Source organism: Bradyrhizobium sp. USDA 223, assembly GCF_044909005.1.
In the GTDB taxonomy this organism is placed as follows: Bacteria; Pseudomonadota; Alphaproteobacteria; order Rhizobiales; family Xanthobacteraceae; genus Bradyrhizobium; species Bradyrhizobium yuanmingense.
In genome coordinates this window covers 367,148-379,788 of sequence record NZ_JBIYDR010000001.1, presented here as the reverse complement: position 1 = coordinate 379,788, position 12,641 = coordinate 367,148, and the positions used below count along the sequence as shown (strand labels likewise).

Genomic DNA, 12,641 nt, shown 5'->3' with positions numbered 1-12,641 from the left:
CTTGTGCTACTCTCCGCGATGAAGGCGTCAGCTTTTCTTTGAGACTTAGAAAGTTGAATGGCAAGATGCCGGCGGCGTAGAGGCACGCACGGTGTAGTGCGGAGGCGGCGCTCATCACCTGTCGCGTTCGAAGGCGGATCGCATAGATCGCGACAGAGACTGATACCTTGAAGTCGTTTACGTCTTTTTCCTTTTGGTCCGCGGCGAAGCGGAAAATCCAGCGACTGCCAAGCATGTCCATCCCTCACATCCGGCGCGCGAGTCGCGGATCAAGGCGGTCGCGGAGTCCATCACCAAGGAGGTTGACGGCAAGCACAACGACGGTAAGGAAGGCGCCGGGGAAGAAGATTGTCCAAGGCGCACGCGCGAGGTAGAGGCGGTGTGCCGAGATCATGTTACCCCAAGTCGGAATTTCCGGTGGCACGCCGACGCCAAGGAATGAAAGCCCGGCCTCGACGAGGATGGCCGAGGCGAGAATGAGAGTTCCCTGCACGATCAGCGGCGCTATCGTACTCGGCACGATATGGCGCCAGATGATCTTCAGGTCACCGCTACCCGACGCCACCGCGGCCTCGACGAAGGCCAACTCGCGAGTTGAGAGCACGACTGAGCGCACCAGGCGCACGACGCGCGGAACTTCGGGGATGCCGATCGCGATCACGACCACAAGGACGCCACCGCTGTTGAGGGCGACTAGCGCGATGGCGAGCAGGATCGAAGGGATCGCCATCGTACCGTCCATGATTCGCATGATGAAGGCGTCCAGCTGTCGATAATAGCCAGCAGCCAGGCCGATGAGCAGGCCGAAGAAGATCGCCAACATAGCCACCAAAAGGCCAACCACCAGCGAGACGCGTGCGCCATAGACGGTCCGCGCAAAAACGTCGCGCCCAAGCGCATCAGTACCAAACCAGTGTTGCCCGGAGGGTGCCACCAAGCGATTGGCCGGTGTTATCGCCATGGGATCACTAGCAATGGAGGCCGCGAAGAGGGCCGTGAGGGCGACGATGGTAAGCAGGGTCAAGCCCACAACTATCGTTGGGTTGCGGCGGGCGAAGACGCGAAGGCCTGAGCGCTTGGGCCGCACTGCGCTCCGAATCTCGGCTAGGGCGGAAGCCATCAGTACCGGATCCTCGGATCGAAGAACGGATAGGACAGATCGACTAAAAGGTTCACCAACATGTAGAAGCCGGAGAAGACGAGGGTGACGCCTTGGATGATGGGATAGTCTCGCCGCGTGATGGCGTCGACGACGAGCCTGCCAATGCCCGGTATGTTGAAGACGGTCTCGGTGATGACCACGCCGCCGACGAGAAACGCCACGCCCATGCCGATCACCGTCACGATTGGTACTGCGGCGTTCTTAAGTGCATGCTTTAAGAGAAGCCTTTGGTTGGTGACGCCCTTGGCTCGCGCTGTGCGGATGTAATCCTCACTCAGCACATCGAGCATCGTTGCGCGGGTCATGCGCGCAATGAACGCGACATATGGAAGGCCGAGCGTTACAGTCGGAAGGATGAGGCTGCTTAGCCATGTAGTTACCCCGTCGGATATGGGTGAGTAGCCCTGGACCGGTAACCATTTGAGCTGAATAGCGAAGACGAATATGAGAACGTATCCCACGACGAACACTGGTACGGAAAAATCGAGCACTGCAAATCCCATCACGAGCCGGTCGAGCGCCGTGCCAGCTTTCGCGGCGGCGGAGACGCCAAGCAGCAGCGCGATCACCACAGCAAAGATGCTGGTGGATAGGGCGAGGGCGATGGTGGGCTCGGCACGCTGCGCGATAAGTGTGGTGACCGGGGCGTTCCAAAACATCGAACGGCCTAGATCGCCATGCAGGACGTTCAGGACCCAGATGAGGAACTGCCTCCACAGCGCCTCGTCCAGGCCGAGTTTTTGGCGGACCTGCGCGATGGACTCCGGTGATGCGTTCTCGCCCGCCATAATGGCTGCGGGGTCACCGGCCGACAAGTGGAGGAGCAGGAAAATGCTGACGGCAACGACCGCCATTACCGGTACTATCGAGAGGAGGCGACGAATGATGTAGCTACTCATGGATGCGATGACTCTCTGTGTGGCGCGCCTCGGAGATCCGATGCGCCGCCCTTTCCTTTTAGTCCCGATCGATCACGTCTTCTCGACGTTCCAGAAAGGCACGATTCCTGGGTTCGGTAGAAACCCATTGATGTTGGCGCGCATCAGAGCCGCCGATCTGCCCTGCCCGTACCAGACATGCGGTACGAAATTCCAGGCGTTCTCCTGTATCTCGCGGGCGAGCTTCTTACGCTCTTCGAGAGTCTCGGCGATAGCCCATTTGGTGCGAAGCTCCTCATTCTTCTCATCGCTTGGCCAGCCGTACCAAGCCTTCTCACCATTCGCCTGATAAAAGACCCCAAGCGGAATGCCCGCACCTCCGGCGGCCCCTTGGGTGATGAAGATATTCCAGCCTCCCTGGCCAGGCGGCGCTTTGCTCGCGCGGCGTGTCACCACACCTGACCAGTCCAGCGGCTCCATCTGCACGTTGATCCCCGCTCGGCGCATCTCGCCGGCGAGAATCTCTGCCGCATTCTTATAACCAGGAATGGTGGTCGCCTGGAGGAGGACAACGGGGCGACCATCATACCCGCCCTCCATCAGGAGCTGCTTTGCCTTCACATAGTCGGGCGCAGTTTTGAACCAACCGGTGCTTGTGTCGTTCTCCATCGGGCCGCCGCAGGTGAAGAACGAACCGCAGGTGTTGTAGTACTTGGAATTACCGTAGTTGGCTTGGAGATAGTCAACCTGTTTGACGATGTGCAGGATCGCTTGGCGGCACTTCACGTTGTTGAACGGCGGGTGGAGGAAGTTGAATCGGATGACGCCGATCAGCCCCCCCGGATTGAGCACTTCTAGCTTAACGTCCCTGTCCTGTGAGAGCTGCTCGAATAGATCGTTCGGCGGGGTCTCGTAGAAGTCAATCTCGCCCGACTGGACTGCAGCGACCGCAGTCTGTGGATCCGGCATGTTTATGAAGATGACGCGATCGACTTTGACGACCTTACCGCCAGCGATTCCACTCGGCAGCTCCTTCCGCGGCACATAGTCAGGATTTCTGTCGTAGACGTATTGTGTGCCGGGCCTCGTCTGATCGTGATTAAACTTGAATGGACCCGAACCGACTATAGAGTCGATCTTCTGCATAGGGTCGGTTTCGGCTTCCTTCTTGCGCATGATGAAGCACATTGGCATCTCGGTATTCGTCGCAAGAAGATCGATAACGAGACCGTAGCGCTCCTTGAGCTGTATAACGAATGTCTTTTCGTCCTTGGCGGAGATATCCTTCACATAGCTCATCATATTCTGACCAAAGCCCGCGCGCGCGGCCCAGCGGCGGATGGACGGAACGACATCGCGGCTCGTGACTGCCGCACCGTCGTGGAATTTAAGCCCGTCGCGCAACTGGAATGTCCAGGTGAGCTTGTCATCCGAAAGCCCGTATTTGCCTACCATCTGCGGGCGTGGATTTTGCTGGCCATCGACGCCGAACAGCGTGTCATAGACCATCGCGCCGTGATAGGCCGAGATGTTTGCAGTGGTCCAGATAGGGTCATAAGTCGGGATGTCGGCATGCATAACGGCTCTGATTGTCTTGGCGTCAGCCGTTTGGCCCAGTGCTATCCGGGGTGCTGCGATCGCCCCAGCAACGGCGAGACCGCTTTTCACAACTGTGCGACGCGTGACGTTTGTCATGTCTATTGTCCTCTCCGATCAACAACAGAATTGCCGCACTTCCTCGAACGCATTCAGCCCGAGAGCGGCCTTCTCCAGCTATTGTTTCCTAAAGAATCAGGCCATGGCTCGCATTTTCGTCGAGCGGCCAAATTGGGCGCGTTACGCGCTTGTAGGGAATATTGCGGCAGTCGCGACTTAAAAGCGCGCCACTGTCGATATAAATTACTTGCTTCGCGATCGGGCCATAGCTCGCCATGAAATGATTGGTCGACTTGACGACGACGACGTTTTTGGCGCGCGGATCGATGCCGACGTTACGAAACAGCTCCAGTCCCAAAGCCTGTGTACGCGTGGTATTGAGCACGATGTCGACGCCTCCGACCCGCACCGCAGCGCAGTCACCGAGCCGACCGCGGTTCGGACCAAAGCTTTGCCAACAATCGCGGCGGAGTCCGACCACAGTTACCATGGCATCGATCGGCGCTCCTGAGGCGAGACCGATCTTTCCACCGAAACGGAGCGAAAACTTCGCGCCTTCGCCCGCGTCGAAGCAGAGCTGTACAGCGATTGGATCCCAGAGCGGGCCGAGCGCGACGTTCTCGACCTGACGCTCAATTAGGCGACGAAGAATGGTGGTGTTGTCCGAAGGCGCCCCGCCTCCAGCATTGTCGGCGGGATCCGCTACGACGACCGGAGCCCCCTCGAAGTTAATTGCTGCACTGATCCCGTCATCAACGGAGTAGTATTGCGGCATGGTCCGGCCTCGCATCGAGACCAATTCCTCGCCGAGTTTCGTCGCAAGTGCATCGCCTTTGCTTTTGTCCTTATCCATGATGACCAAGATGCGACTCCCCAGCTCCGGCACGTCAGCGTAGCCGAATCCGTGACAGACTGAAATCGAAAGCACACCATTGCTACCCTCCATCGCTTTTATCCGGTCGACAAAGCCGCGCATCAGAGGCTGGGTCGTGGGATAGCTCTGAATTTGTCGACAATCATAGAGGGACATGACGGGCTTCACCTGCCCGCGCAATGTCTTCAGCACGATTCCGAGCAAATCCTCGGCGCGCTCCACCATGTCGGTGTGGGGAAACTCTTTGTAGAGGACAATGACGTCAGCCAGCTTCACCCGTTTTACAGTCAAATGGCAATGCGGATCGAGTTCGACGCCAATCACGCACTTCGGACCAACGATGGCGCGCACGCGCTCCAAGATGTCGCCTTCTACGTCGTCATACCCATACGCAATCATTGCACCATGAAGACCCAATAGCACGCCATCAACTGGCAGCGCCGCCCTGAGTTCGCTTAAGATCTCATCTCTCATGAACTCGTAGTCGGACCGGTTCGTCACACCAGCGGGTTCAGCTGCGAAGCAGCTCCCTTCAATGAGAGTGAAATCTTCGCTGGCTGCCTTGCCCCGCGCCACCCAGAGCGGGTCAGTGCCAAAAACCGGCCGCTCTCGGGGGTGTTCGCCAGGCCGAAAAAATACACTCCTTTTGTACGAATCGAGGCTGGTTGGCAAAGGCGAGAACGGGTTTGTTTCCGTCGCAATGGAGGCAGCGAACAAGCGCATCTAAAACAGTCTCCCGGCTTTTTTCGGCGTAGTTTTTCTCTAAATTCGCGAGCAGACTTCGCCAGCTTCAGCGGACACGAACGAGCCCAATTGCTTCTCAGGCCACATCCATGGGAGCACTGAGCCGCCACGGAAGACGATTACTCGCCGTTCAGCGCCTTTACCGAATTTCAGATTGAGCACGGAGTCTCCCGCCGATCCAGCTAGTGCGTGGGCTTGCCTGCATCCTAAGCCCCCCCCCGACTCGTTGATCAGTTTTTCGCGAGGCATTATGCAGGACTCTGCTGCAGCTTGACGGCCAATTTCTCCGCGGGCCGCAGGAATTCTGCGCAGCGCATACTCATCTCGCTAATCAAGCGTTTCATAAGGTAGATGGCCAAACTCGGCGTGGTCGTGTTGGCAATCAGTCAATGGCAGTCGACGTTTTGGATCTTGAACATGATGCGGCGGCGAGGTGGCCAAGCGCAATTGCCCGAGCAGTTTTTGGGAACCTGGCTCGATGTTAGACGCCGCGGACTCCTAGTATGACGGAGATCACGCGCATTACAGAGCTCATTCCGCGGACAGCGCGCTTCGTACCACAGATTTAAAGCGCTGAAGCGCGCTTGCAGCGAACATTATGATCTAATCGCAATTGCGCGCTTAGTTGGTGACAGTTACATGCCTATCGCGTGGAAACTGTGCGCGAACGTTACGACTTAGTCAGAACGCGCTAGTGCCCCGCCACAGTCTCGGCTTTAATACAACGGGGCAGACGTGCTGGGGTGCAGGAGCTGAGGCGGGCATCCGACGTATCAGGAATTGGACAAACAAGACCGTTTGGTGACGCGTGCGCCCACCTTCCGATTATGCGTCGCCGCACCGTGACAGCACCACGCTAGTCCAAAGCAAGGCTGCGATGAAGGCAGAGCCATGATTGCGGAATAGAGTCCAACGCGTTGAGCTTTTTATTGGGAAACCCACAAACCGACGTGTTTTAAATCTAGGGTCGTTGCCACAATGCTGGTCTCGATCTAATTCGCGATTTGCGATGGCGAACCTGATACCCGCCGGCCATGCTGCGGCGGCCTCTTTTCTAGGATCGAGCGAAGACCGCATAGTTCTAGTGATGAAATCCGCCCCTTAATCCGCCGTCAATCGTGCGTGGATTATTTGGAGCGGCTCAATTGGAAATGCGACCAGCTTAGTTGTGGGACGGGCAAGTAAGGCAAAATGAGTCCTGAATGCAAAGCGCGTCGTTGCACATGATCCGAACGCTCTCGCCGCCTTGGTGGTGTGGATTTGCCTCGCGTGCGAGCCCGTTCGCTTTCGGCGACAGCTGGGACCATGTGATCAAACTCGAAAAATGGTTCGACAACACGACGATGGAGGGACTACCGCTCCTGCTCGAGGCTGCCGGTCGTTGTCCTCCGGAGGACGTCGGCGGTGCACCAGGCTATGCCGACTACCTCGACGCCATCGGCGACCCTACTCATCCAGAACATGAGAATATGCACCTCTCGGGCCCGAACAGTTCGATCCCAACGTCGTCGACCGGAAGACGCTCGAGGCCGCCGTCAACGCATTGTCCGGAATTTGGAAGCCGCGGCCTCGCGCCGCGCGGCTCAAATAAACGTCAAGCGTCAATCAAAAGGGCCGCAGAGCTACGCTTACCGTTGACCTCGCGCGCGCGCAGGTGGAGACCGGAAGAGAGGCAGTGACACTTAAGGATTGGGATCGATATTATCGACTTCTACCTCTTCAGATACAGCCCAGCAGCGGGCGCAGTGAAATGCCAAAGTGCGTATTCACGTACTCTCAACTTGCGCCAGTCCCGAAGGCTCGTGCGTCGCGTTATTTCTTCATTATGCCGCTGACCGCGGACACCCGTTCGGTTCAGTAGACCTTTAGAGCGCTGCAGGATTCTATCTTTCGTTACTGTGGCAAGGCAGTGAGGGTGCCCTTCAAGCCAAACTGCACACCGGCTATCTCGCAGGCTCCGGTATGATGCAAGTTGCGCGCATTCCTGACAATGCCTTCGACCTCTCTCTTGTTGCAGGATTTCTCGATGCCCGGTTCGTGCTGATGCATAGAGCATGAGTTTATCGCGCCAGACAAACACTATCTTCACGTTACAATCGACATGTGCTGCGCGTAGATCATCAACCCGGCGGCGGCCGTTAGCTCAAGGAGTTCCCGCTGTCGGTTCGCTCGGTCGGTCTCGAACCACGCATGCTTGGCCGGCGGGGGCGGCGATGAATAGCTTGCTTCTGAATGACCGAAACTCGGCCTGCTCCGGAATAGTCCAGAACAGGCCGCGAAAGTCGGGCTCTATTATCCGCGCTTCACGACGCCGAGAATTTCCCTAGCCTCTGCCGGTGTAGCAACGCTGGCGCCCATACGTTCGATGATTCCAACCGCATTCTCAACAAGCTGGGCGTTTGAAGCCAGCACGCCACGCCGAAGATAGATGTTGTCTTCCAATCCAACTCGGACATGCCCGCCCAAGCCTACCAGCTGTGGAACCGCAGGCATTTCGTCGGCGCCGCAGCCGAATCCGGCCCAGATAGCCCCTGACGGCAAAATGTCGCGCATCGCCTGCATGACGATCGGCACAGCAGGAGCGCCATACCCGGTGCTGAGGCAAAATTGAAAGAGGGGCCGGCCATCAATCTTGCCTTCTGATACTAGACGCTTGGCGTTTTCAATATGGCCTAGCTCGAAGCATTCAAGCTCCGGCTTCACGCCGGCGTCTCTCATGAGCGTTGCCATCTCTCGCAGGTCGGACATGCGCGCGACAAAAATGCTTTCCCCGAAAGCCATCGTGCCGCAGTCGAGGGTGGCAATCTCCGGTTGAAGTTTGATTGCGTGAATACAGCGTCCCGCAGGACTTTTCAGTGAGCTCGCTGTGTCCAGCTTTATAGGGTCGAGGGATTCGAGCCTCACGCTCCCCTCCATTCCACAGGTCAAATTGATGATCACATCAGTAGCCGCGTCCCGAAGCTTCTTCACGACATGTTCATAGAGCTCCAACCGGTGCGACGGGACCCCGGTTTCTGGATCGCGGACGTGGATGTGGACGACCGCAGCCCCTGCTTTCGCGGCGTCCAATGCCGCCGCTGCAATTTGCGAAGGCGTCTTCGGAATATCGGGGTGTTTCGCGATGACCTCGGAACTCCCACCAGTAACTGCACACGTTACGATCACTTTTCGAGACATCAAGATCTCCTCTGTTGATAATCTGGGGACTCACTCTGAGTCGGAGTTGAAACATTGAGGCTTTGGCCGCGATGCCTGGGTTGCAGAGCCTCGCTCATCGCTCGGCAGTGCGGCAGTGAGACTAGTCCCACGGCCGACATCCAGGAGAGACTTCCAGTATGGTAGTGCTGCAGCTTCGCAGGCCACTTCGGAGGGACCGGCGCGAGGTGCTGGCTTGCTGCGCTAGCATTGAATTCCAGCGGTTTGCCGTCGATGGCGGCAACCCGGTTGCGCTTGCCGCCATCATTTGATGGAAAGCGTCGTTGAGCTGGAGTTGTCCGTAGTCCCGCGTGATATCCGAGTGCACGAATGCAGAGGCACTTCATGAATACCGCGTGTGAATCCGAATCGACGTTTCCGGGGATGGAAACCGCGTAGTTCCAGCCAAGGGGGCGAGCAGCCGCAAGGTGGGCTGCTTCTTGTGGGATTGTAGCGCACATACGTAACCAGAACTCAGGCGGCATTCACGACGATCTGACAGCCGCAAATACCATAGTCGCCGAGCCTATCGTCGGCTCTCTGGGTTCATCTCCATGGTTGAAAGTCCAACAAAGCTTTGGCGCGGCATTGCCACTCGGCTGTCCCGAAATCGTTGGCATGTGATCGGGTTCACTATAGCTGCAGGATGAAGCGGATTTCCTCAATTTGAAAGCATGTTGTGCCGGAATTGTGTGTCTGATGCTTGAATCGCGAGACTTTCATGCCGAGATGAGGGTCCCGTGGTGCGCCGCCGGCGCGAAATCTCAACGAGATCGCCTTTGCAGGACGGGCAGCAGGTTGCAGCCGGCATCAGTGTTTCAACGATGCGTGGCAAATGCTCCGGCAACTGACCGCGATTGGCCCTGTGCTCGGCAGCTCTCTTCTCGCATGTTTTGGGATTGGCATGATCCTCGGCTGCTTCGAGAGCCGCGACGGCCTGATCGATATCCTCCAGAACAAGCTGGAGCTGATCAACGTCAAGCTTTTCGGAGGATCGACCGAACTGCGCATCTTTTGCTTGAGCAACCGCTCGAGCCTGGCGCAGCGCTCCAGCAGAGCCGCGGCAAAGGCACGCAACTCGGCTGGATCGCTCGGCAGCACATCAGCCAAATCACTCATTGGCCCGAGTTGCCATGCTTCGCGCCCCGATGTAGCGAAGATTTTATGCCCTACGCAAGTGCTTTCGGCTGCGGGATTCGGGATGGGTGCATGCGTGTCCAATCAATGCCGGCCAGAAGCGCCGACAGCTGCGCGGCGTTCATTCGCATCACACCGTCAACAACCGGCAGCCATTTGAAGGCGCTGCCCTCAAGCCGCTTCCAGTACAGCACAAGGCCACTGCCATCCCAAACGACGATCTTCACCCGATCGGCACGCTTCGCACGGAAGACCACTGCCACGCCCTTCATCGGATCGTGGCCCAGCGTCTCCTTCGCCAAGAGTGCCAAGCCATCCGCGCCCTTGCGGTTATGTGGTGCACCATAACCGCAATTATGCGGAGCCCACGATTATGCGGAGTGTGCGGCCGTTCAATCCGAGACCCGCTTCGTTATCAACAGTTTAGGCCTGCTGCCCTCTTTCTCACTCAGCATAATCCGAGGCCTCCCTTCCTGCCTGATGGCAACGAAAGGGAGACAAGGAATGACCAAGTCGAGTGAGGATCACTGCCACGGGCTGCGCTGCATGGACGCAGGCGATCTCGCCCCGCTGGTGACGGAGTTCACACGACACCTGACAGTATTGGGGCATAAGAGCTTGACGGTGAGCGGCTATGACGCTGCAGCCGGTTACCTCGCGCAATGGCTGACGCTGGCCAAGATCGCAGTCGCTGGTATCGATGATGGCGTCGCCGATCGGTTCGCTCTGGCATCGCTGTCGATGTCCCGGCATCCGTCGCGAGAGGAGCGTGTCCGCGAAGTGCGTGAGGCGGGTGCGCCGGTTCATCGAGTTTCTCGGCGAGCGCGGAATCGTCCAGCGCAAGCCGAAGCCCGGATTACCGACGCCCCACCGCCGGGCGGTCGAGTTCCAGGACTGACTGCGACAGCATCGCGGCGTCACAGAGCTGACAATAGATCGGCACGGTCGCATGGTCATGCGGCTGCTCCCGGCGCTTGGCATCAGGCCGCGAAGTTGGAATGCTCAGCTCATTCGCGACGTGATCATTGCAGAGACGAAGCGGGTCTCGCTGGCCTATGTGAAGACGATGACGATGGCGCTGAGAGGATATTTGCGGTTCCTCAGCGCGCGGGGGTGTGCCGAGCTGGACTCGATCAGGCTGTGCCAATCATTCCGCAGTGGCGACTGTCGTCGCTGCCGCGATACATCCGCTCGTCGGATGTCGAGACGTTGATTGCAACGTGCGATCAGACCAGGGCGACTGGCGTGCGTGATCGGGCGATCCTGCTGCTGTTGGCGCGACTGGGTTTGCGAGCCAGCGACATTCTTTCTCTTCGTCTCACCGATATTGATTGGCAACAAGCTACGCTGTCGGTTCGTGGCAAGGGGCGCCGGGAAACGAGATTACCATTGCCGCAAGACGCCGGTGATGCCGTGCTCGCTTATCTGGATCAAGCCCGGCCGCACGTCGTCGGTGGTCGAATCTTCTTCATGTTGAACGCACCAATCCGGCCACTGACAAGGTCGAGCGTAGTCTCTGACGTGTGCGCTGTGCAATACGAAAGGCCGGCATCACCGCTCCGTCGAATGGGGCCAACCTGCTTCGACACTCGGCCGCGACGGCCATGCTCCGGGGCGGCGCGACGCTCGACACGGTTGGTGCCGTGCTCCGCCACCGCTCGCCTGACATGACCGCGCACTATGCCAAAGTCGACGTCACGATGCTGCTGCAGATCGCGCAGCCCTGGCCGGGAGATGCGTGATGCTGAGTCAATATCTGGCCAAATATGTGGACCAGCAGCAGTCGCTGGGGTTCAAGTTCCGTGTGCAGCAAATCCTGCTGAGGGGCTACGTCAGCTTCGCCGAGGAGCACGGCGACCGGCACATCAGAAGTGCCCGGGTCCTGGCATGGGCCGCACGAGCGCCGTCACCGGAGCAGCGCCGCAACCGGTTGCTTACCGTGCGGCGGTTCGCGCTGGCGATGCATGCCGTGAAGCCGCGCCATCAGGTTCCGGCGGCGGATGCACTCGGCCACGCTGTCGTCAAGCGGCGACCGCCTTATATCTATAGTGCGGACGAGATCGCACGATTGCTTCGCGCTGCGACGGCACTCCGGCCGGTAGGCTCGATCAGACCGATCATGTATGTAACGCTCTTCGGCCTGCTCACCGCTACCGGCATGCGGATCGCGGAAGCTTTGGCGCTGCGGATCGACGATGTAAGTGCCGATGGGCTCGTCGTCCGAAAGACCAAGTTCCAGAAGAGCCGGCTGTTGCACTTCACGCAACAGCTCGGCTGGCGCTCGACAGATATCTGGTCACCCGGCGGTCGCTGACCACCACAGATCGTGCTCTCTTCGTATCGGTTGCCGGACAGTGGCTGCCCTACAACACCGCGCGACGCATCTTCCTGCAACTCCTCGACAGTTACCAATCTCGGGGCGCCTACGCGGGGCGAGATCCGCGCATCCACGATCTGCGCCACACCTTCGCGGTCCGCTCGCTGGAGCAGTGCCGCCACGATCGTGCTGCGATCGCCCGCCATATCGTGGCGCTCAGCATCTACCTCGGCTACGCCCACGTGACCGACACCTATTGGTACTTGCAGGCGACGCGGACCCTAATGGGCCAGATCGCCGAGGCCGGCGAGGCATGCTCATTGGAGGCGCCGCATGACTGCGCTCGCCCCCTACCTGAGCAGCTTCCTGCGCGAGCACCTGCCCAAAGAACGCAGGGCGAGCCAGCATACCTGCGAGGCGTATGCCCAGAGCTTCCAGCTGTTGCTCCAATTTGCCGCCGGCCGACTCAAGCTCAAGCCATCGAAGATCGAGATCGAACGGCTCGACGCGCCGCTGATCTTGGCATTCCTGGAGCATCTAGAGAAGCAGCGCGGCAACTCGGCACGAACTCGCAATGCCCGGCTCGCTGCGATCAACGTACGCCTCCGACGAGGGCCGTCTTGCATGACGGGTGGTAATTCGCGAAGCGTGTGACCTTAGGTCTAGCTTTAAGGTCAT

General features: G+C 58.6%; 9 protein-coding genes and 3 pseudogenes. 5 read left to right on the top strand and 7 right to left on the bottom strand.

Translation table 11 applies throughout. The annotated features are described in order from the left end of the window. Positions 1 to 244: 244 nt before the first annotated feature. From ABIA40_RS01595 to ABIA40_RS01580, 4 genes are all read right to left on the bottom strand, one after another. Complete coding sequence (locus ABIA40_RS01595) at positions 245 to 1,120, bottom strand: ABC transporter permease (RefSeq protein ID WP_404538515.1); 876 nt, start codon at positions 1,118 to 1,120, stop codon at positions 245 to 247. Then, the gene (locus ABIA40_RS01590) at positions 1,120 to 2,061 is read right to left on the bottom strand and encodes an ABC transporter permease (RefSeq protein ID WP_404538512.1); all 942 of its coding nucleotides are present in this window, start codon (positions 2,059 to 2,061) and stop codon (positions 1,120 to 1,122) included. Before ABIA40_RS01590 ends, ABIA40_RS01595 begins: the two co-directional genes overlap by 1 nt. Positions 2,062 to 2,133: 72 nt before the next feature. Beyond that, positions 2,134 to 3,735 carry an ABC transporter substrate-binding protein gene (locus tag ABIA40_RS01585; protein ID WP_404538509.1) on the bottom strand — a complete coding sequence of 534 codons (1,602 nt, stop codon included), beginning with the start codon at positions 3,733 to 3,735 and terminating at the stop codon, positions 2,134 to 2,136. 88 nt (positions 3,736 to 3,823) lie between these two features. Further along, a complete protein-coding gene (locus tag ABIA40_RS01580) occupies positions 3,824 to 5,293 on the bottom strand; it encodes a M81 family metallopeptidase (protein WP_404538507.1) in 1,470 nt (489 codons plus the stop codon). 1,223 nt (positions 5,294 to 6,516) lie between these two features. Here ABIA40_RS01580 and ABIA40_RS01575 point away from each other — a divergent pair. Then, on the top strand, positions 6,517 to 6,993 hold the full coding sequence (locus ABIA40_RS01575) for a plasmid pRiA4b ORF-3 family protein (RefSeq protein WP_404538505.1): 477 nt from the start codon (positions 6,517 to 6,519) through the stop codon (positions 6,991 to 6,993). A 613-nt stretch (positions 6,994 to 7,606) separates the two neighbouring features. Here the strand turns inward: ABIA40_RS01575 and ABIA40_RS01570 are convergent. The 3 genes and pseudogenes from ABIA40_RS01570 to tnpB all read right to left on the bottom strand — a co-directional run. Continuing rightward, on the bottom strand, positions 7,607 to 8,491 hold the full coding sequence (locus ABIA40_RS01570; protein ID WP_404538502.1) for a 3-keto-5-aminohexanoate cleavage protein: 885 nt from the start codon (positions 8,489 to 8,491) through the stop codon (positions 7,607 to 7,609). A 772-nt stretch (positions 8,492 to 9,263) separates the two neighbouring features. Beyond that, positions 9,264 to 9,628, bottom strand: a pseudogene (locus ABIA40_RS01565) (IS66 family transposase); the annotation flags it as partial. Between the two features lie 50 nt (positions 9,629 to 9,678). Further along, positions 9,679 to 9,963 (bottom strand): annotated as a pseudogene (gene tnpB / locus ABIA40_RS01560) (IS66 family insertion sequence element accessory protein TnpB); the annotation flags it as partial. A 163-nt stretch (positions 9,964 to 10,126) separates the two neighbouring features. Here tnpB and ABIA40_RS01555 point away from each other — a divergent pair. The 4 genes and pseudogenes from ABIA40_RS01555 to ABIA40_RS01540 all read left to right on the top strand — a co-directional run. Continuing rightward, positions 10,127 to 11,092, top strand: a pseudogene (locus ABIA40_RS01555) (tyrosine-type recombinase/integrase); the annotation flags it as partial. A gap of 77 nt (positions 11,093 to 11,169) precedes the next feature. Continuing rightward, complete coding sequence (locus tag ABIA40_RS01550; RefSeq protein ID WP_404538501.1) at positions 11,170 to 11,388, top strand: tyrosine-type recombinase/integrase; 219 nt, start codon at positions 11,170 to 11,172, stop codon at positions 11,386 to 11,388. Continuing rightward, positions 11,388 to 11,960: a tyrosine-type recombinase/integrase gene (locus tag ABIA40_RS01545; protein WP_404546131.1), complete on the top strand. Its 573-nt coding sequence runs from the start codon at positions 11,388 to 11,390 to the stop codon at positions 11,958 to 11,960. Before ABIA40_RS01550 ends, ABIA40_RS01545 begins: the two co-directional genes overlap by 1 nt. Positions 11,961 to 12,296: 336 nt before the next feature. Next, positions 12,297 to 12,617 carry a site-specific integrase gene (locus ABIA40_RS01540; protein ID WP_404538498.1) on the top strand — a complete coding sequence of 107 codons (321 nt, stop codon included), beginning with the start codon at positions 12,297 to 12,299 and terminating at the stop codon, positions 12,615 to 12,617. Positions 12,618 to 12,641 lie beyond the last annotated feature (24 nt).